At 57.5% G+C, this 20,693-nt stretch carries 17 protein-coding genes; 9 read left to right on the forward strand and 8 right to left on the reverse strand.

The features are described 5' to 3' along the window. Positions 1-2,331: DEAD/DEAH box helicase (locus INF68_RS13150; RefSeq protein ID WP_193525326.1), on the forward strand; the 2,331-nt coding region annotated here is incomplete at its 5' end. Positions 2,332-2,492: 161 nt separating this feature from the next. Here the strand turns inward: INF68_RS13150 and INF68_RS13155 are convergent. Continuing rightward, positions 2,493-3,359: a phosphorothioated DNA-binding restriction endonuclease gene (locus INF68_RS13155; protein WP_126786360.1), complete on the reverse strand. Its 867-nt coding sequence runs from the start codon at positions 3,357-3,359 to the stop codon at positions 2,493-2,495. Positions 3,360-3,659: 300 nt separating this feature from the next. Between INF68_RS13155 and INF68_RS13160 the strand changes: the two genes are divergently transcribed. Further along, positions 3,660-4,127 (forward strand): SymE family type I addiction module toxin, encoded by a 468-nt coding sequence (locus tag INF68_RS13160; RefSeq protein WP_082131790.1) that lies wholly within the window; start codon positions 3,660-3,662, stop codon positions 4,125-4,127. A gap of 58 nt (positions 4,128-4,185) precedes the next feature. Here INF68_RS13160 and INF68_RS13165 read toward each other — a convergent pair whose 3' ends face one another. Both INF68_RS13165 and trpS read right to left on the reverse strand, forming a co-directional pair. Then, the gene (locus INF68_RS13165) at positions 4,186-4,557 is read right to left on the reverse strand and encodes a hypothetical protein (RefSeq protein ID WP_126786261.1); all 372 of its coding nucleotides are present in this window, start codon (positions 4,555-4,557) and stop codon (positions 4,186-4,188) included. A gap of 575 nt (positions 4,558-5,132) precedes the next feature. Continuing rightward, positions 5,133-6,137 carry a tryptophan--tRNA ligase gene (trpS, locus tag INF68_RS13170; RefSeq protein WP_126786263.1) on the reverse strand — a complete coding sequence of 335 codons (1,005 nt, stop codon included), beginning with the start codon at positions 6,135-6,137 and terminating at the stop codon, positions 5,133-5,135. A 199-nt stretch (positions 6,138-6,336) separates the two neighbouring features. Here trpS and fosA point away from each other — a divergent pair, with 199 nt between their 5' ends. After that, a complete protein-coding gene (gene fosA, locus INF68_RS13175) occupies positions 6,337-6,762 on the forward strand; it encodes a FosA/FosA2 family fosfomycin resistance glutathione transferase (protein ID WP_126786264.1) in 426 nt (141 codons plus the stop codon). Between the two features lie 108 nt (positions 6,763-6,870). Here the strand turns inward: fosA and INF68_RS13180 are convergent, their stop codons facing one another. Genes INF68_RS13180 through INF68_RS13195 form a run of 4 tightly spaced genes read right to left on the reverse strand, consistent with a single transcriptional unit; the run spans position 6,871 to position 11,617 of the window. Further along, complete coding sequence (locus tag INF68_RS13180) at positions 6,871-7,692, reverse strand: alpha/beta fold hydrolase (RefSeq protein ID WP_023310234.1); 822 nt, start codon at positions 7,690-7,692, stop codon at positions 6,871-6,873. A 30-nt stretch (positions 7,693-7,722) separates the two neighbouring features. Then, entirely contained in the window at positions 7,723-9,342 is a 1,620-nt protein-coding gene (locus tag INF68_RS13185) for an MFS transporter (RefSeq protein WP_126786265.1), read from the reverse strand. Continuing rightward, positions 9,339-9,746 carry a DoxX family protein gene (locus INF68_RS13190; RefSeq protein ID WP_126786266.1) on the reverse strand — a complete coding sequence of 136 codons (408 nt, stop codon included), beginning with the start codon at positions 9,744-9,746 and terminating at the stop codon, positions 9,339-9,341. The genes INF68_RS13185 and INF68_RS13190 overlap by 4 nt, the downstream gene beginning before the upstream one ends. Further along, positions 9,746-11,617, reverse strand: coding sequence for an amidohydrolase (locus INF68_RS13195; protein ID WP_059347234.1), 1,872 nt, complete (start codon positions 11,615-11,617; stop codon positions 9,746-9,748). Before INF68_RS13195 ends, INF68_RS13190 begins: the two co-directional genes overlap by 1 nt. 218 nt (positions 11,618-11,835) lie before the next feature. Between INF68_RS13195 and INF68_RS13200 the strand changes: the two genes are divergently transcribed. The 5 genes from INF68_RS13200 (at position 11,836) to INF68_RS13220 (ending at position 19,058) form a co-directional block, all read left to right on the forward strand. After that, positions 11,836-12,522: a hydrolase gene (locus INF68_RS13200; RefSeq protein ID WP_047742952.1), complete on the forward strand. Its 687-nt coding sequence runs from the start codon at positions 11,836-11,838 to the stop codon at positions 12,520-12,522. A 61-nt stretch (positions 12,523-12,583) separates the two neighbouring features. Next, positions 12,584-12,805: a DUF1427 family protein gene (locus tag INF68_RS13205; RefSeq protein WP_126786267.1), complete on the forward strand. Its 222-nt coding sequence runs from the start codon at positions 12,584-12,586 to the stop codon at positions 12,803-12,805. Next, positions 12,802-13,062, forward strand: coding sequence for a XapX domain-containing protein (locus INF68_RS13210; protein ID WP_010427264.1), 261 nt, complete (start codon positions 12,802-12,804; stop codon positions 13,060-13,062). The genes INF68_RS13205 and INF68_RS13210 overlap by 4 nt, the downstream gene beginning before the upstream one ends. 23 nt (positions 13,063-13,085) lie before the next feature. Next, positions 13,086-13,466: a response regulator transcription factor gene (locus INF68_RS13215; RefSeq protein ID WP_059445718.1), complete on the forward strand. Its 381-nt coding sequence runs from the start codon at positions 13,086-13,088 to the stop codon at positions 13,464-13,466. A gap of 9 nt (positions 13,467-13,475) precedes the next feature. Then, positions 13,476-19,058, forward strand: coding sequence for an ATP-binding protein (locus tag INF68_RS13220; protein ID WP_126786268.1), 5,583 nt, complete (start codon positions 13,476-13,478; stop codon positions 19,056-19,058). Positions 19,059-19,061: 3 nt separating this feature from the next. Here INF68_RS13220 and INF68_RS13225 read toward each other — a convergent pair whose 3' ends face one another. Continuing rightward, positions 19,062-19,679, reverse strand: a complete 618-nt coding sequence (locus INF68_RS13225) for a response regulator transcription factor (protein ID WP_126786269.1) — start codon at positions 19,677-19,679, stop codon at positions 19,062-19,064. 324 nt (positions 19,680-20,003) lie between these two features. On the opposite strand from INF68_RS13225, the gene INF68_RS13230 reads away from it, so the two are divergent. Beyond that, the gene (locus tag INF68_RS13230) at positions 20,004-20,606 is read left to right on the forward strand and encodes an ATP-dependent Clp protease proteolytic subunit (protein ID WP_023310243.1); all 603 of its coding nucleotides are present in this window, start codon (positions 20,004-20,006) and stop codon (positions 20,604-20,606) included. Positions 20,607-20,693 lie beyond the last annotated feature (87 nt).

Consider the following 20,693-nt stretch of genomic DNA (forward strand, 5'->3'; position numbering starts at 1 on the left):
AAAAGTATAGCGTACCATTTAAACATGATTTCTCAAAAGGATATAATAAAGAAGAGTTCTGTTGAATTGTTAAGAGAGTTGGGTAATTTTCCGGGAGCTAATTTTTTAAAAGGGATAAGTAATTTCAAAGAGGAGTTGTTTTTTGATTTCCTGAAGAGAAATATTCTTGAGAAAGAAAATACTGTTAAAATAGATGGCATTGATTTCTTATTGACCGATTTTCAAAAGGGTGTTTGGAACTCATTATATCAAAAAGGTGCTAGGGCAATTTCAGCCCCAACCTCAGCTGGCAAGTCATTCATAGTTTTAGAAATGCTCGTTAGAAAAATTCTTGAAAATCACATTTGTTGTGCGGTTTACATTGCCCCAACAAGAGCTCTAGTTAATGAGATATGTGAAAAATTATCGAAGAAATTGTACATCCATAAAGATTCCGTTAGAGTTTCAGCAATCCCAACACTTAATAATAACTATAACAAACAGATTTTTGTATTGACGCAAGAAAGGTTACAGGTTTTACTTGAATTAATTGATGATAGCATTGATTTGGTTGTGATTGATGAGGCTCAGTGTATAGGGGATGATATTAGAGGTATGATTCTCCAAGATTGCCTCGAAATTATTAATAAGAGAAATGAAGATGTGGAGTATTTATTTTTAGCTCCAGGTGCCAATGGTTTTAATAGTTTTGGTGAAATACTAGGAAGAAAAGACATAGTTGTTGATAAAACAGATTATTCACCTGTTGTCCAAAATAAACTTATTGTTACTGTAGATCCTGCAGAACAAAAAAGCTTAGATTTATTTTTGCTAGATAATTCCACTAGATTTTATATTGGAAAAATAAAATCTGAAAGAGGGTTTGCTAATCATGATACTAGGTTGGCTGCAATTGCGTTAGCTTTGGGTAAAAACTCATCATCATTAGTATACGCAACTGGGGCAGCTAATGCTGAAAAAGTTGCTAAGCAGCTTGCTTCTGATTTAGAAATAAAAAAAGATAACGAGCTACTTGAGTTATCGAAATTCATTAAAAAGCATGTTCATAAAGACTATTCTTTGGCAAGTCACGTTCTTAAAGGTGTAGCGTATCACTATGGTAAAATGCCAGGGTTATTACGAGAGTCTATTGAGAAAGCATTTATAAAAAAGGATATAAATTTTTTAGTTTGTACAACTACCTTGTTCCAAGGTGTCAATTTGCCAACCAAAAATGTATTTATTGATACGCCCACTCGTGGTAATAAAGGTGTTCAACTGGATTCGGCATCAATATGGAATTTTGCAGGCAGAGCTGGTCGATTAGGTTATGCGTTTTCTGGAGATGTCTATTTAATTGGCTATGATGAATGGGATAGCAAGCCCTTAGATAATAAGGTTGAATTCAAAATAACACCATCATTCAAGAAAGTTGCCTCTGAAGATTTAGAGGCTATAATTTCGAGATTAAAAAAAGATAATCATGTAGATTCTGCAAAGTACACAAATGCTGATGCTGCCGCAGGATTGTTACTTTCAAAAGCGGCTAAAGGAGATTTAAATACTTTCCTTAAAAATAGCTTAGAGTCCAGCTTAACTCCCGCTAATATCGAGAAGTTAGAAATATCAACATTACAATCACTCAATTCTCTCGATTTGCCTCATGAAATGTTAGCAATAAATTGGACTGTAGACCCTTTTGGACAGGAAAGGATTTATAAAAGGTTTATTGAGGTAATAAAAAGTGGAGGTGCGGATGGGTTAATACCACGTCATCCGTCAGGTGATGTCTATCAAGTGTATGTAGGTATATTTAGTCGGATAAATAAATATATATTAAATAATAATTCTGCTAAATTTTCTAGATACCTTACAACTATGTCATTAAACTGGATGCGTGGTAAATCTCTTCCAGAGATTATATCGCTAACTATCAAACACAAAAAGTCTAACAGTAAGGATGGTAGTGTTAATGTTGATAGAACAGTTAGAGAAGTTTTTGAATTTATCGAAGACAACTTACGGTTTAAGTATGTACAGTTAGGGCGTGCATATGTTGACATACTACGGATTGCTTTAATGAATTGTGATTTGGCAGATAAGGTTAGAGAAATTTACGATTTCCCTTTGTCTTTAGAGCTGGGCGTATCTTCTATAGCAGGCCAGGTTTTCATTGAGCTAGGATTATCCAGAATCACAGCTTCTTACCTTGAGGGGATGATGCCAAATTCTAACCCGAGTCTAGATGAGGCCATAAACTGGATACGAAATATTGATCCTAAATCTTTGGAAATCCCTTTAATTATTTTGAGAGAGTTGGAAAGTAAATCCCTAATCAAATTATTAGAATAATTTAATACTTATAGACCACTCATAAACGAGCCAGTCTGTGTATGGATTCATGATGATTCCCTCTCATGGGGTCATCATGGGGGTCTATAAGTTTTATTTTCATTTAAAATAAATATAAATCAATGGCTTGTAGGTTTTTTTGAGTCCGGCCTTCGCACTCATCATCTAAACACCTCCCTACGATGCCACTCTACATATCCCTCCTTTGGATAGTTCCCTTTCACCATCGGCAAAGCAATCTGCTTCCCTGCAAAATCCCAGAACAACCGCCCAACAATCCCGCCTCCATTCACCGCCTCAGACACCAACACCCGCATACTTTCATCCAGCCCAATCGATCCCTTATCAAATGCCTTATGATGAATCGCACACAACGCCAGTCCGTTCGGGATCTCACACGGCCCGCCAAACTGCTTCCATTTAATATGCGCGGCTTCAAGTCCTACAGAGGCGTTATCATGTCGCATGTTAAACCCGCAGATTGCGCACTCGTAGTTATAAGCTCGCAGAACCTGCTGGCGGAACAGCGGATCGCGAACCTTACGGATTTGCTGAATATCAAAACCCATCTCATCCGCGATCTCTTCCTGAATGCTTTCCGGAAAATGCGCTTCAAGGATCTGCTGCGCCAGCGAGCCGATCAGGTTTTTGTTCTTACTCAGCAGCGCAAAGTGTTCTTCATCAAACCCGCCTGCGACGTTATGCTCCACAAGCTCTTTAACAGGCGGCTGCTTACTGCCAGTGGTCGAACAGAATTCAGTATTCTTCAGATCCCAAAAACCGTCCCCTTTGAGCCGCCAGAAGGGCATATTTGGGTAATGCGCCTTCCTCTGCGGGCCAAAACGTTCTAACAGGCTAAGCAACTGTTCATGGACCTCGGTTCCATAATCAAACAGTCGCGCATGCCCCTGCTGATAGTTCGCCAGCACGTACAGAAGCAATAAAGGCTTATGTGGCGCGCGCTGTTCGCCTTTGCGCCAGATGGTGATGTCGGCAATTGCCTGTTCGATAGTTTTGCTGAATGCCATCGCGTTACGGAAGAAAGTAAATATTTGCGATGATGCTCGCAAAACCCAGACCAGGCAACCCGCAATCAACAAAAACATGACTTTACCGCACAGAACTCTATTTCCTGAATCCCCCTCGCAAATTCTAAATTTACCCCACCCAAAACCGCTGTATTTATATTCAGTCCTGTATAATGAGCACCAGAAATTACGCCAATCGGCAAAGGAAGTATCAAAGAGAATTTAACGAAGAATTCGCGATATGAAGGTGCTGCAACACCCCCATACCGCTAACCACAGCCAACTAGACAGGAGTTGAAAATGGCTGCGACGAATTTTAAGCCAGAGTTTACTGTTTGCAAAACAGAATCAGACGCTTTCACCGGCATGATTGAAAACCGCGAGCTGGTCCGCAAAAACAGCGCCCGCCGTTTACACGGCAACCCGCCTAACGCGGCGCCCGTCCATCCCCGCGCGGAAACGCCGCAGGACAGTGCAGCCTGCTGCGAACTCTATGCACGCATAGACATGAAATACCTGCTGCTGGGTGGCGACTGGTTAACCCGTGCGGGCTTTATCAACGGCATGCCCGTGAAAATCCGCGCCATGAAAGACTGCATTGTGATTACGCCGCAGCATACAAGAGAATTATGGGGATGCCTGGAAGGGATGAGCGTGGTGAATATCAATAAGCAGAAAGTCGCCCAATGGCTGAAGACCTTTCCGGGAGCGCTGAATGATACAGGTGATGTTCCGGTGATTAAGCGTGGGAGTGGGAAGGCCGTTTAAACTTAAGACTAACGAGTGCGGGCATATGAGCACATGCCCGCACTATGCTAAAAATAACTCAATCATGATCTACCTGTTCTTTAACTGCCTTAACCAGCACAGCATGAAGCTCGCCAACGGTTAAATCGCGTATCACCGGTTCCGGAATGCCTCGCAACCTGCGAATCAAGCGGCAGATACCAAAGTAATCTATGCCCTCGGTGCTAAAAAGAAACTCGTTTTCAGCGAGGGAAAAAGTTTTCTCATAGCCATCTTCTTCAGTGACAAGCGTAACGCCAAACGCTGCCTCGCAGTCTTCAATCAGGGCATCGCCATCCATGCCGCATATATCAAGGTCGGCTTCGATTAGGGTGTTCTCATCAATGCGCTTGCGATGATGTCCAGAGGACTGACGTACAATCTCAATGACCTGCGAAAGAGTGGGGTACATTATGTTGGATTCCGAGGGTGAAGAAATGACGTAGACATTGATTAATAGACCGAGTTAACGCCTGGGGCTTATTATGGAAGGTATAAAGAAAATCAAAACAATCCACGCAAACATCCCAATGATTTTCAGCGGCCAGGGTTCGAATACATCAAAGCACACAATTGCGCCTATAACTAATAGTGGTCCTCCCAATAATTCCATCATTCCTTCTAAGATAGATAAATTATGCGGTAATACACGATTCAGTAAAATGGCCATGAAATGTGCGCATCCTAAAGTGATAATTATAGCTATAGTGCATTCTTTCCAGTTATCAGTGACGCCCACGCATATGAGGCATAACACAATCACAAAAAAACAAAGTAACGTATTCAGCATGGAAATAATAAACTTACTCATGAGAGTGGCCGCGACGTTATAAAATATAAAGAGTCTAAGAATATAGCGCTCTCAACAGAATGACAAACGACATTGGCTAATAATGCATTTCAGAATTTATTGCGCCTCGCTGATTTCCGTAATAATCAAGTTAGCGGCTTCATGCCAATTCCACGCACTCCACCGCTAAATCTAACTTAACTAAACACTGGCACCCCCAGTCCAACCTTCACCTCCCTCAACGTCTCCTGCGTCACCCCCTGCGCCCGTTCCGTGCCGCGCTTAAGCATCGCCATCAGCTCCCCCTTATCCCGCATATACATCGCCCTCCGCTCCCGCATCGGCGCAATCAGCTCCTGCAGGCACGCTTCAAGCTCGTTCTTGCACGCCCGGTCCCCAAGCCCGCCTGCCTGATAGTGCGCCTTCATCGCCGCCACTTTCTCCTTGTCCGGATGAAACGCATCGAGGTACGTAAACACCACGTTCCCCTCAATCTGCCCCGGGTCGCTCACCTTCAGATGATTCGGGTCGGTGTACATGGCGCTGACCGCACGGTGAATGGTCTCTTCACTGGCCGAAAGGTGCAGCGTGTTGCCCAGCGATTTCGACATCTTGGCGCTGCCGTCGATGCCGGGCAGGCGGCTGGTGTCGCTCAGCATCGCCTTGCAGTGGCGCAGCACCGGGGCTGGCAGCAGGCTGTTCATCTTGTGCACAATCTCGTTGGTCTGCTCAATCATCGGCAGCTGGTCGTCGCCGACGGGCACGCACTCGGCCTTAAACGCGGTGATGTCCGCCGCCTGGCTGATGGGGTAGGCCATAAACCCGACCGGCAGCGAGCGGGCGAAGCCCTTCTGCGCAATCTCGTTTTTCACCGTCGGGTTACGCTCCACGCGGGCGACGGTGACGATGTTCATATACAGCATCGTCAGCTCGGCGAGGGCGGGCAGGGCGGACTGCAGGCAGATGGTGGTCAGGTTCGGGTCGATGCCGGCGGCGAGGTAGTCGGCCAGCACTTCGGGGATGTTGTCGCGAATTTTCTGCGGGTTGCTGCCGTTGTCGGTCAGGCCCTGCAGGTCGGCAATCAGCACAAACTGGCTGTGCGTCTGCTGCAGCGCCACGCGCTGGCGCAGCGATCCGACGAAGTGGCCGAGGTGCAGCGGGCCGGTTGGGCGGTCGCCGGTGAGGATGGTTGGTGCGTTCATAATGACTCCTTAATGGGCAGTTGCCGAAAGGGGTCTTAGAAATGTGAAAGCCGCCTTTCGGCGGCTATCTGAAAATGGGGAAAACTACTCCGTGCCGCCTTTAAGAAGGCAGCCACCAGCGGTTTACGGTGAGCACGGCGTGGTTTATGTTCATCTCTTTACCGTATCACGTCCGGCGCGAAAAACAAAAGGGCACGTCATGCTGCAATCACTCAACCATCTGACCCTCGCGGTCAGCGACCTGCAAAAAAGCGTCACCTTCTGGCACGAGCTGCTGGGGCTTGCGCTGCACGCCCGCTGGAATACCGGGGCCTATCTCACCTGCGGCGATCTGTGGGTCTGCCTGTCGTACGACGAGGCGCGCCAGTACGTGCTGCCGCAGGAGAGCGACTACACCCACTACGCGTTTACCGTGGCGGAAGAGGATTTTGAACCGTTCTCGCAAAGGCTGGAGCAGGCGGGCGTCACCGTCTGGAAGCAGAACAAAAGCGAGGGGGCGTCGTTCTATTTTCTCGACCCGGACGGGCACAAGCTGGAGCTGCACGTGGGCAGCCTCGCCGCGCGGCTGGCGGCGTGTCGCGAGAAGCCCTATGCGGGCATGGTGTTTACCTCAGACGAGGCTTGAGGCGCGCACCTTCAGCCTGCAGGTCCTGTCTCAGCAATCACTGGCTACGTGACGCTGGCGGAGCGAAAGCGCCGGGTGGCGGCTGCGCCTTACCCGGCCTGGAAAAAATTACAGCGACTTCACAAACGCCAGCAGGTCTTCGTTGAGCTGGTCCTGGTGGGTCAGCGCGAAGCCGTGCGGCGCGTTGTCGTATACCTTCAGCGTGGCGTTTTTGATCATCTCTGCCGCCAGCTTGCCGGTGCTTTCAAATGGCACGATCTGGTCGTTGCTGCCGTGAATCACCAGCGTCGGCACGTCGATTTTCGCCATGTCCGGGCGGAAGTCGGTTTCGCCGAACGCGGTCACGCAGTCGATGGTGCCCTTCAGGGACGCCAGCAGGGCGATGTTCAGCGTCTGGGTCAGGGCACCGGCGGAAACGGTCTGCCCGGCGTTGGTGCCGTAGAACGGCGTCGCGAAGTCGCTGATAAACTGGGCGCGATCTTTACGTAGTCCGTCGCGAATGCCGTCGAACACGCTCTGATCCACGCCCTGCGGGAAGGAGTCGGATTTGCCGAAGATTGGCGTTACCGCGCCCAGCAGCGCCAGACCGGCCACGCGCGCGCTGCCGTAGTTGTTGATGTAGCGGGTCACGTCGCCGCCGCCCATTGAGAAACCCACCAGCGTCACGTCCTGCAGGTCCAGGGTGGTGATCAGGTCGTTGATGTCGGACGCAAAGGTGTCGTAGTCGTAGCCGTTCCACGGCTGATCCGAGCGGCCAAAGCCGCGGCGGTCAAAGGCGATGGCGCGGAAGCCGCGTTCCGCCAGGTAGTTCAGCTGGCTGTCCCACATGTCGCCGTCCAGCGGCCAGCCGTGGCTGAAGAGAACCGGTTTGCCCGCGCCGCCGTCCTTGTAGTAAATCTGCGTGCCGTCTTTTGCCTTAAACGTTGCCATAGTGTGTTCCTGTGCAGGTGATGGTTATGGTTATACCGGCGCGACCAGGTAGCGAATTGCCGGTGATGTTGTGCCCTGATGAAAAGCCAGAACGCGGCTCTGCAGCAGGAGGTCATTCATGGTGTGGCGCTCCTGCTGGCGCAGATGCTCAATCCAGGAGCCCATCAGGAAGGTCTCGATAAACAGGCCGGGGCGTTCGATATCCTCGTACACCGCCCAGCTCATCGCCCCGGCGCGGCGGCGCACCCGGCGCAGCTCGTGAACCGCCTCCAGGAAGGCCTTCGTATTCTGCGGGTCGATGATGTACTCGTGCGACACAAGCACCGGGCCGCGCTCGTTCGGCAGGTCAATCTCCACGCCGTCCAGCGGCTGGCCGCTGAGGTCGAGGTTCAGGTCCGGATCTTTCCCCAGCTTCCAGCGGAACACCGTCGCGCTCGCCAGCACCATCCCCAGCGTGGCGACCACCAGCGATGTCGGGGTGCCGAAGCGGGAGGCGATCTGCCCCCAGATGGCGCTGCCCGCGGTCATCGAGCCGAAGAACACCGTCAGGTAGACCGCCAGCGCGCGGGCCTTCACCCAGCGGGCGGCGCTGCGCTGCGCGCCGAGGTTCAGTGTTGAGAGCACCGCAATCCAAGCGAAGCCGGTGAAGAACTCAAACAGGTTGAGCAGCCAGACGTGGCGCACGAACGCCAGCGCCAGCATGGTGAGGGCAAAGGTCAGGCTGGCGGCCACCATCAGGCGGTCGGCGTCGAGCCGCTGGCGCAGGCGCGGCAGAAGGATCGCCCCGGCAATCGCCCCCAGGCCAATGCACGCCAGCATCACGCCGTAGCCCGCCGGGCCTAAGCCCAGCTCGCGGCGCGCCACCAGCGGCAGCAGCGCCCAGCCCGCGCTGCCGAAAACGAAGAAGGCCACGGTGCGCACCAGCACGTTGCGCAGCACCGGCGCGGCGTGCACGTAGCGGATGCCGGAGCGCACCGCGGAGAAGAAGTGCTCCGGCGGCAGACGTTGAATGGACGGTGCCGGACGCCAGCGCCACAGCACCCACGCCACGCCGACCACGGAGAGCGCGTTGAGGGCAAACACCATCCACGGCCCGGCGAGCGAGAGCAGAAAACCGCCCAGCGCGGGGCCAATTGCCCGGCTGATGTTCACTCCGAGCGAGTTCAGCGCCACGGCGGCGCCCAGCTCCGGCTTGCTCACCAGATCGGGCACCACGGCCTGGAACGGCGGCGAGCTCATCGCCGCGCCCACGCTCAGCAGAAACGTCGCCACCAGCAGAACGGTGGGGGTGACGTGTCCGGTGAAGGAGAGCACCGTCAGCCCGGCGGCGGCGATGAACACCCACAGCTGGGAGAAGAGCAGGTATTTACGTCGGTCGACTATGTCCGCCATCACCCCGGACGGCAGGGCGAAGAGGAACATCGGCAGGCTGCTGGCCGCCTGCACCAGCGCGATATCTAAAGGATCGGCGCTCAGGGTCAGCATGCTCCAGTTGATGCCGACGTCGCTCATCCATGAGCCGATGTTAGAGACCACCGTGGCGATCCACAGCATGCGGAACACCGGCTGGCTCAGCGGCTGCCACGGCGAAACCGCCTGCGCGGGCGTCGTCTCGACGTGTGCGTCGCGAACGTCGTTAACCTGGGTCATGTGAACCTCTCCGCTGTCTTACGCTGCAGCCGCCACTGGCCCGGCCCGGTGAGGGCGAGGGTGGTGAAGATAATCAGCAGCAGCCAGCCAAACTGCCCTTCGGCAATCGACCAGTTCGGGTGGACCGCCAGCATCGCCACCAGCAGCACGGCGATAATCGGCAGGCACGCCAGGCGGGTGTAGACGCCCGCAATGATCAACAGCGGGCAGATCACCTCGGCGACAATCGCCGGGATCAGGCTCGCGTAAGGCCCGAAGCCGAACGGATCTTCAATGCGCGTCAGCTCTTCGCTGAAGTGCAGCACCTTCGGCAGGCCGTGCACGTAGAGCAGCAGCAGGCTGCCGGTCAGGCGCAGGAAGAACAGCCCCAGGTCGACCCGGGGCGGAGCAAAGGTGTTTTTCATCAGAATGCAAAGCAGCTGCAGCCCAGCGCCCCCCAGAAAGCGTTATCGTCGGACACCGGCATCTCTGACGTGCGGGCGAAATCATGCTGGTGGCTGTGAACCCCGCACGGGCCGCTGCAGTGATGAACGGCGCTCATCCCGACGCGGGCGGCCTGCGGCGGCGCGCTGCGGTAGTGGCCCGGTACCTTCACCACCGGGGACCACTCGGGCAGAACCGGAATGGCCGGCGGCGCGAGCGGGCCAAAGCTGCCTGCGGCGTAAACGATATCGCCGTTGACCACCGTCAGGACGGACTCGATGCCCTTGATCTCCTCTTCCGGCACGCGGAAGTAGTCTTTGCTGAGCACCGCCAGGTCGGCGAGCTGGCCGACCTTGATCTGCCCCTTCTGGTTCTGCTCGCTGGAGAACCACGCGCTGCCCTGGGTCCAGAGCATCAGGGCGGTATCGCGGTCCAGACGGGCGCTGTGGTCGTACATCTGCATCCCGCCGACGGTGCGGCCGGAGACCAGCCAGTAGAGTGCGGTCCACGGGTTGTAGCTCGCCACGCGGGTGGCGTCCGTCCCTAAGCCCACCGGCACGCCGGTCTCGAGCATTTTCGCCACCGGCGGCGTGTGGCGGGTGGCTTCGATGCCGTAGCGCTCGGCAAAGTATTCCCCCTGGAAGGCCATGCGGTGCTGCACGGCAATGCCGCCGCCGAGCGCTTTGATGCGGTCGATGTTGGCCTGGGTAACGGTTTCCGCATGGTCGAAGAACCAGTGCAGGCCGTTGAACGGAATGTCGCGGTTCACCTTCTCGAAGACGTCCAGCATGCGGCTGATGGATTCGTTATAGGTGGCGTGCAGGCGGAACGGCCAGCGGTGCTCCACCAGATGGCGCACCACGCGCTCCAGCTCGTCCTCCATGCCCGGCGCGAGGTCCGGGCGCGGCTCGAGGAAGTCTTCAAAATCGGCGGCGGAGAAGACCAGCATCTCGCCCGCGCCGTTGTGGCGGAAGAAGTCGCTGCCCTGGCCCGGCGTGAGCATGTCGGTCCATTTTTCAAAGTCTTCCAGCTCGTGGCCCGGACGCTGGGTAAACAGGTTGTAGGCGATGCGGATGGTCATCTGCTTTTTCTCGTGCAGCTCGGCAATCACCTCGTAATCTTCCGGGTAGTTCTGGAAGCCGCCGCCCGCGTCGATGGCGCTGGTCAGCCCCAGGCGGTTGAGCTCGCGCATGAACTGGCGCGTGGAGTTGACCTGCTGCTCCAGCGGCAGCTTCGGCCCTTTCGCCAGCGTGGCGTAGAGGATCATGGCGTTCGGACGGGCGATCAGCATCCCGGTCGGGTTGCCGTTGGCGTCGCGCTGGATCTCGCCCCCCGGCGGGTTTGGCGTGTCTTTGGTGTAGCCGACCACCTTCAGCGCGGCGCGGTTGAGCAGGGCGCGGTCGTACAGGTGCAGGATGAAGACCGGGGTATCCGGCGCGGCGTCGTTAATTTCGTCCAGGGTCGGCATCCGGCGCTCGGCAAACTGGAACTCGGTCCAGCCGCCCACCACGCGTACCCACTGCGGCGACGGCGTGCGCAGGGCCTGCTCTTTCAGCATCCGCAGGGCGTCGGCCAGCGACGGCACGCCTTCCCAGCGCAGCTCGAGGTTGTAGTTCAGCCCGCCGCGAATCAGGTGCAGGTGCGAGTCGTTCAGGCCGGGGATGGCGGTGTGGCCTTTTAAGTCGACCACTTTGGTGCCTTCGCAGTGGTGTTGCATCACCTCGGCGACGGTACCCACTTCCAGAAATTTTCCGTCGCGCACGGCAACGGCTTCCGCGACAGGATTTTCGCGATCGACGGTGTGAAACTGGCCGTTAACCAGAATGAGATCGGCTTTACCGAGGGTAACCATAAACTGCTCCTGACTGAGAGGGGAATGGTCAGGATTATGGGAACCGGTTTCGGCAAAGATCCAGTTATACAATAGGATAGGTATACCAAAGTATAACTATACCTAAGGTTAACTATACGAAGAGATAATTACGCGCAGGGACGGAAAACCGCAGGATGAGGATGATTTTATCGTCGCGGCGCTCGCGGCGATTTCACCCTTAACCACTGGAAAATGCTATGACCTCTTCAAAGCTCGAAGTGTTAACCCCTGCGAACTGTCAGATCATCTTTATCGATCACCAGCCTCAGATGGCGTTTGGCGTGCAGTCTATTGACCGCCAGGTGCTGAAAAACAACACCGTGGCGCTGGCGAAAGCGGCTAAGGTGTTCAACATCCCAACCATCATCACCACCGTTGAGACCGAAAGCTTCTCCGGTAACACCTATCCGGAGCTGCTGGACGTGTTCCCGGGCCAGGACATCCTGGAGCGTACCTCCATGAACTCCTGGGACGACCAGAAGGTGCGCGACGCGCTGCAGGCTAACGGTAAGAAGAAGGTGGTGGTGGCCGGCCTGTGGACCGAAGTGTGCAACAACAGCTTTGCCCTGTGCGCGATGCTGGAAGGCGACTACGAAATTTACATGGTGGCGGACGCGTCCGGCGGCACCTCCAAAGAAGCCCACGACTACGCGATGCAGCGCATGATCCAGGCGGGCGTGATCCCGGTCACCTGGCAGCAGGTGATGCTGGAGTGGCAGCGCGACTGGGCGCGTAAAGAGACCTACACCGCGGTGATGGATATCGTGCGCGAGCACTCCGGCGCGTACGGCATGGGCGTGGATTACGCCTACACCATGGTGCACAAAGCGCCGTCTCGCCAGAAGAGCGAGCACCGCACCTTAGCGCCGGTCCCGGCTCGCTAAGTTCCGCTGGCGGGCTGGTCCCTCATCCGGCTCGCCGCTGCCTCTTTCTCTGGAGTTCACAATGAGTACTGGGCTGATATCCCTTGCGGCAGGCGTGTTGATTGGCCTGATGTATGCCGTGCTGAAGGTGCGCTCCCCCGCGCCGCCCGCGCTGGCGCTGATTGGCCTGCTGGGGATGCTGGCGGGTGAACAGGCGACGCGACATCTGTTATCCCGCGACGGCGCGCCGCCGCCTCCGGTGGCCGTTCCGCAGGCCAAATTGCAGACGGGAGCGTCCTCATGAAAGCATGGATAATTTCGCTGGTGTGCGGTGTGGTTGCTGGGGTAATTTACGCTCTGCTCGACGTCCATTCCCCGGCGCCGCCGGTTGTCGCCCTGCTTGGCCTGTTTGGCATGCTGGTGGGCGAACAGCTCATCCCGGTGGGACGGCGTTTACTGAGTCGCGAACCGCTTACCCTCGCCTGGTTTCGTCACGAATGCGTACCGAAAATCAGCGGCACGGCGCCCCCTGCGCCCGCGAAGGACGATCGCGACGTTTAATGATTTACCAGAGGAAAGACAGCATGACGCTGCCGTGGCGCATTGCCATCATTGATGACGAACGATCCGTCCGCAGCGGGCTGAGTAATCTCCTCGAGTCGGAAGGCTATGCCGCCGATACGTTTGATTCGGCAGAGGTGTTTCTGAGCCATCCGCTCGCCCTGTCCGGCGCGGCGCTGGTGATCACCGATATCAAGCTGCGGGGCATGAGCGGCCTGGAGCTGTTTGATAAGCTGCGGCTGCTGGCCGTACCGCCTCCGCCCGTGCTCTTTATCTCCGGTCATGCTGATGAAAATATGCAGCGGTACGCTCTTAATCTGGGCGCCGCTGCATTTTTGCGTAAGCCTATTAACATCGATATTCTGCTGGATCATATTCAGCGGGAGCTGGCCCGCCGACAATAAGGATCGCGGATGAACGAACACGAGCAGCCTGCATTCTGGCCCGCCCAGGGGAATCTTCACCAGGGGCGGGTTTTTGTCCTTAAAGAGGATGTGATTTTTACCGTGCTGGCGCAGGAGGGCGGAATCGCCTGGATGCACGCGCGACATCCTCATTCCGGCGGTTCGTTCATTATCGCCACCGCGGTGAGCGACGAAGAGGAAGAGCGGGCCACCCGGCTGCTTAAAAACGAGTTTGCGCTGCGCGACGCGCTGCAGGACAGCTGGGCCATCCGCGCCGTTGCGTCCACCCAGTACCGGGGGCGCTTCGCGCTGGTGTACGCCCCGTTTTCGTTTGAGCTGCTGGCGCGGCGCGCGGGCAGGGCGATCTCGGGCATCGCGCGCTTTATCGAGATGGCGATCCAGATTTGCGTTCCCCTGCGCCAGATGCATCTGCAAAACCTGATCCACGGCGATATCAAGCCCGGCAGTATTTTTGTTCATCACGGCGCCACCTGCCGTCTGGGCAGCTTTGGCCTTTCCAGCAGTCTTTCCGATGCCATCACCCAAACCCGGCTTGCCGTTTCAGGGGGCACGCCCGCCTATATGTCGCCGGAGCACACCACCCGCACCCAGCGCCCCGTCGACGGCCGCAGCGATCTCTACAGCCTCGGCATGGTGCTGTATGAACTCCTGACCGGACGCCTGCCGTTTGAGCTGGGGGAGGACGAGCAGACTAACTGGGCGCACTACCATATTGCCTCGGCGCCGCTGGCCCCGGACGCGATCCGCCCGGACGTGCCGGGAATGCTGTCGACCATCATCCTGAAGCTGCTGGAAAAGCACCCCGATAACCGCTACCAGACGGTCGACGGATTGATTGCCGACCTTCGCCGCTGCCAGGCGACGCTGACCTGCGAGGGCGAGATCGTCGCCTTTATCCCCGGCCAGCAGGACCGCACCCCGGCGATCCATCTGGCGGACTCCCTCTTCGCGACGCATCCGCAGGCGAATGACGTTATTGCGGCGTTTGAGCGGGTGGGGCAGAGCCTGGTGCCGGAGCTGGTGACGATCGGCGGGCCGTCGGGGATCGGCAAATCTTCGATCATCGCGACGGCGCTCAAAACGCTGCAGCAGCGTACGGTGCTGCTGGCGGTGGGCAAAGTCGACCAGTTTTCGCCGTCGCTGCCCTACGGCGTATTAAGCTCCGCGTTCCGCACCCTGACGCTGCACCTGCTGGGGCTGCCCGCAGAGGACGTGGCGAAGTGGAAAATCCGCTTGTCTCGCGCCCTGGAGGGGTACGAGGCGCTGGCCGTCAGCCTGGTGCCCGAGCTGGGCCTGCTGCTTGAGAGCAAGCCGCGCTTCTCGGCGGATACGTTTTCCATTGATGCCCGGGCGCGCTTCAGTCATATGGTGCTGGCGCTGGTAAAAACCTTTGCCTCGCAGGGCTGCCCGCTGGTGCTGGTGCTCGACGATCTCCAGTGGAGCGACGCCGCCAGCCTGTATACGCTTAAATACCTGCTGATGAACTGCGGCGCGATCCCGCTGCTGGTGGTTGTGGCTCACCGCGATATCGGTTCGCTATCCGAACCTACACTGCAACAGCAGCTGGCGAGCCTGCCGGAGGCGGCACAGCACGCGAGCGAAATTGTCCCGCAGGCGCTTTCCGTGAAAGCGGTGGCGCGCTGGCTGGCGACGGTATTTCGCACCCGCAGCGCGGCGACGACCGATCTCGCCACGCTGATCCACGAGAAGACGGGCGGCAACCCGCTCTTTGTGCACGAGTTTTTCCGCCGCATCGTGGATGACGGCCTGGTAGTGCACAACAAATATCAGGACAAGTGGCACTACGATCTGCAGGCGATCCGCGCCAGGCATTACACCGAAAACGTCGTCACCCTGGTGCTGGAGCAGCTCGAAGAGCTGCCCGACGAAACGCGCCGCCTGCTGGGCAGCATCGCCTGCCTCGGCGGCACGGGCGAGATGGAGATGATCTGCCGCGTGGTCGGCATGTCGATGGCGGAAATGCGCTATGCGCTGCACCCGGCGGTGATGGCCCAGCTCATCGTGCTGGCGGAAAAAAAGTACGCCTTCACTCATGACCGGGTGCAGGAGGCCGCCTTTGCGCTGCTGGATCGGCATGAGAGAAGCCATATTCACCTGACCACCGCCAGCCTGCTGGCCGAGGCCGCGCGTCAGGCGGCGGGGAACGAGCTGCTGTTCCGCGCCGTTCACCACGTCACGGCCGCGCTGGACAGCATCCAGCCCGCCCCGCAGCGCGAGATGTTCCGCGAGCTTAGCCTGCTGGCCGCGCGACGCGCGAAGCGTTCGGGAGATTACCTTTCGGCGCTCGGCTATATCCAGACCGCCAGAGCGCTGGGCAACGCCGGGACGGTATCGGACTTTATGCTCGATATCGAAGAGGCAGGCTGCGAGTTTGCGCTGGGGCATCTGGAGCGCACCCGCAAGCTGTGTGACGCCATTCTCGGCTGCCCCGGCGGGCTGACCGAAAAGGCGCTGGCGGCCAACCTGCTGGTGGAGGTGTACATTCGTCAGTCGGACAGCCGTCTGGCGCTGGAGGCGGCGCTCTGCTGGCTGGGGATTTTCGGGATCCAGATTAGCCGCTATCCGGAAGATGCCGACTGCGACGAGGCCTGGGCGCTCTTTTGCAACCGCACGGCCGACGCGCCGCAAAACCTGTTTGCCCAGCTGTCGCGGATGGATAACCCGGAAACCGAAGCGGTGATGAACCTGCTCTACAGCGCCAGCATTTGCGCCAGCTTCATCTGCCCGCGCCTGCACTTTTTGCTGCTCTGCCGCATGATGCACCTGACCCTCGACCACGGCATTACCGGCGCCTCCACCACGGCGATGGCCTGGTTTGGCGTGCTGATTGGCCACCGCTACGCCGAGTATCGCCTCGGGTTCCAGTACGGCACCCTGGCCCGCGAGCTGGTGAATCGCCACGGCTACGACGCGTTCGAAGCCAAAACCCTGCTGCCGCTCGACCAGCTCAGCGTCTGGACCCAGCCTTTATCGTTTACCATCGAATGCGCGAAGGCCTGCTTCACCTCGGCGGTGACCCACGGGGATATGACGATGGCCTGCTTTGCGGCCTGCCACCAGGTGATTAACTTCCTCTCGCGGGGCGATCACCTGGACGGGGTGTTGACCAGCATCGAGCGCGGCCTGGCGTTCGTGCGTAAAACCCACTTCCAGGACGTGGAGACCATTCTGATGGTCCAGCGCGGCTACGTTGAGTTCCTGCGCACGCCGGTCATCGGCACCTGGACCGCGTCGCAGGTGCTGCCGGAGGCGCTGCTTCCCGCGTCGCCGGAGCAGGCGCCGGAGAAGAACTCCACCATGCTGTTCTGGTACTGGCTGTATCGCGGCATGGCGCACTTTACCTGCGGCGAATATGCCGACGCGCAGGCGGATCTTGAGATGGCGGGCTGGTACGCGTGGTCTGCACCGGGCCACATCCATCTGCTGGATTACCATCTCTACAGCGCCCTGGCGCTCTCCCGTCAGCTGACGCCGGAGACCTTCTCGGCGAACCACCGCCGCAGCATTCACGCCCACTACGACAAAATCGCCCTCTGGGCGCGCGTTAATCCCGGCACGTTCGCGGATAAAGAGGCGCTGATCTACGCGGAAATCGTGCGTCTGGACGGGATGAACAGCATTGCGCTCGAGCAGTACGAGAAGGCGGTCCGGCTCTCCCGCGAGGGCGGGTTTAACCCGATCAACGCCCTGGCCCACGAGCTGGCGGGCCGGTTCGCGCTGGCCTGCGGCTACCCGACGGCCTCGGACGCCCACTTCCGCGGCGCAATTGCCGCCTGGGGACGCGCGGGCGCGCAGGCCAAGGTGCGCCAGCTGGAGCAGGATTTCCCGCATCTGCTGGCCTCCGGGCAGGCGAGCGCCTATGACACGGTGGCGTTCGCCCAGAACGAGACCATCCGCGATCTCCAGAGCGTCATTAAAGCCTCCCGCGCGCTGTCGGAAGAGATCAACCTGGAGCGCTTAATCGAAAACCTGATGACCATCCTGCTCGAACGCGCCGGGGCGCAGCGCGGCCTGCTGCTTCGCGTGAGCGAGAGCCTCATCCCGGAGATCGAGGCCAGCGCCTGGACCAGCACCGAGGGCGTGCGGGTGCGGATCCTGAAAGACGTGCCGACGGCGACCGACCTGCCGCTGTCGGTGCTGGCGGCGGTGATCCGCACCGGGCAGGAGATCCGCACCGGCAGGCCGGAGGAGTTCCATCCCTTCAGCCAGGACCCTTATCTGGTGACCTCGGGGGCGGCGGTCATGTGCGTCCCGATGTTCAAACAGGCGCGGCTGGTAGGCGTGCTCTACCTCGAAAACCGCCTGATGCCGGAGGTCTTCACCGCCGAGCACTCGCGCGTGGTGAGCCTGCTGGGCGCGCAGGCCGCGGTATCCCTGGAGACGGCGCGGCTGTACGCCGAATTGCTGGCGGAGAACATCCAGCGCCGACGGGTGGAGAAAGAGCTGCGCTCCAGCCAGACCTCGCTGATGCTCGGCGAGCAGATCAGCCACACCGGCAGCTGGCGCTGGGAGCTGGAGCAGGATCTGATGTTTGTCTCGGAAGAGTACGCCCGCATTCTCGGCCTGCCCGGGCAGCAAAAGACGATCTCCATGGCGGAGTTTTTGACCTTCGTCCATGAGGACGATTACGCCCGCATCAGCGCCATCGTCACCCAAAGCGTGCGCGACGGGCTCTCCATGCGCGCGGAGTTTCGGGTTAAGCGTACCGACGGCTCAACGCGCTACATACTCGGGATTGGCGATCCGGTGGGCGTGGGCAGCGAGGTGAACGAGTATTACGGCATCATCACCGATATCACCGGGCAGCGCGCGGCGGAGGATGCCATGCGGGTCGCGCAGGCGGATCTGGCGCGGGTCTCCCGGGCCACCACCGTCGGACAGCTGACCTCCTCCATCGCCCACGAGATCAACCAGCCGCTGATGTCGATCGTCTCGAACGCCGGGGCGAGCCTGCGCTGGCTCAACCGCGAGCCCGCCCGGCTGGATAAAGTGCGCGAAGGGCTGGAGGAGATCGCCGCGGAAGGCGCGCGGGCGGGGGAGATCATTCGCAGCATTCAGTCCCTGACCCGCAAGCAGGATCCCACCTTCTCGCGCATCGACATGCACTACCTGATCCACCATATCATCACGCTTTCGCGCAGCGAGCTGGAGCAGAGACACATTAGCGTTGATTATCTGTTAAAGGCGCAGGACAGCTTTATCACCGGCGATAGCGTGCAGATCCAGCAGGTGCTGCTCAATCTGGTGATGAATGCGGTTGAGGCGATGGCCGAGGTGAAGGATCGCGCCAGTACCATTACCCTCAGCACCGCCAACGCGGACGGGAAAGTGATCGTCGAGATCGCCGATACCGGGAGCGGCATTGAGCCCGAGCGGCTGGAGCAGATTTTTGATTCGTTCTACTCCACCAAAGCGCAGGGGATGGGGATGGGGCTGACCATCAGCGCCAGCATCATCGAGCGCCACTGCGGGAAGCTGAGCGCGCGCCGCCGGGAGCCGTACGGCACGGTGTTTGCGTTTGCGCTGCCGCTGGCGGCGCAGGAAGGGTAAGCGTTACTCCGCAGGCAGGCTTGAGGTCAGGCGCTCAACGGCCCTGACCAGCTCCGCCACGGAGCGCACCTGCATTTTCTCCATCACGCGGCGGCGGTGCACCTTCACCGTGATCTCGCTGACGCCCAGCTCGGCGGCAATCTGCTTGTTCAGCATGCCGCTTATCGCCAGCGTCAGTACCTCGTGCTCGCGCGGGGTGAGGGACATGTGGCGCTGCTTCAGGGCGTAGTGCTCTTTATTGCGCTCGGCGTTGTGTTCCGCCAGCTGAAGCGCGGACTCGATGGCGTCGATAAGCGCGGTGGATTCGACGGGCTTGGTGAGAAATTCGTACGCGCCGCCTTTAATGGCGCGCACCGACATCGGGATGGTGCCGTGGCCGGTGAGAAAAATAATCGGGATCTCGCGCCCGCTGTCCTTAAGGGCGTCAGCCACCTCAAAACCCGAGATGGTGGGCATTTGCATATCAAGCACCACGCACGACGGGAGCTCTTCAAAGCGGTACTGAAGAAACGCTTCTGCCGATGAAAAGCCGACGGCGTTTAGGTCTGCCGATTCCAGCAGCCCAATCACGGACTGCCTGACTGCGTCATCGTCATCTACAACATACACAATGTGTTCCATTCACCGCCCCGGTGCTGATTGACATGTCGAGGATGCAAACAATCCCGCCGGTTACGTAAGGGACTGTTTATGCTGACTTTCATCTTAACACATTAACTATCATTATCATTTAACAATATGATAACCGTATGAAGATGAAGTATAGCGATCTGTGACCGGAGCGGTTAAAGAACGAAACGCTGATTTTATGCACCCACAAGCTCAATGCGGTTGCCGTCCGGATCCGCGATCACCGCTTCGTGGATTGCGATCTGTCCGTGAGGACTTTGACCCGTAAAACAGGCTACACTCTGGTTTTGAGCGCGACAAGCTGAGGAAATAACAATGCACTACACACTGAAAGATAGCGACAAGGAAAAAGCGGAAGGGTCAAACGGCGCGGGCGCTCTGCAGCAAAAACTGCTGGAGTCTCGTTCGATTGTGATCTCCGGTGAGATCAACCAGGAGCTGGCGCAGAAAGTGATCACCCAGATGATCCTGCTGCAAAGCGTCAGCAACGATCCGATCAAGCTGTACATCAACAGCCAGGGCGGCCACGTGGAAGCGGGCGATACCATCCACGACTTCATCAAGTTCATCCGCCCGGAAGTGCACGTCATCGGCACCGGCTGGGTGGCGAGCGCCGGGATCACCATCTTCCTGGCGGCGAAGAAAGAGCACCGCTACTCGCTGCCAAATACCCGCTTTATGATCCACCAGCCGCTGGGCGGCGTGCGCGGTCAGGCAACGGATATTGAGATCGAAGCGCGGGAGATCATCCGCATGCTGGATCGCGTGAACAAGCTGATCGCCGACGCCACCGGCCAGCCCCTGGAAAAAGTGAAAAAAGACACCGATCGCAACTTCTGGATGTCTCCGGCAGAAGCGCTGGACTACGGCATCGTGGGTAAACTGATAACCCATTATGACGAGCTGAAGCTGGATTAAGTTTTCGCGGCGTGTTTGAGTCGGGTGGCGGCTTCGCCTTACCCGACCTACACGCCCTCGTTTGACCCATGACAAGTTCCCCCTCCG

The organism is Enterobacter cloacae complex sp. P16RS2 (genome assembly GCF_014982155.1).
GTDB lineage: Bacteria > Pseudomonadota > Gammaproteobacteria > Enterobacterales > Enterobacteriaceae > Enterobacter > Enterobacter cloacae_M.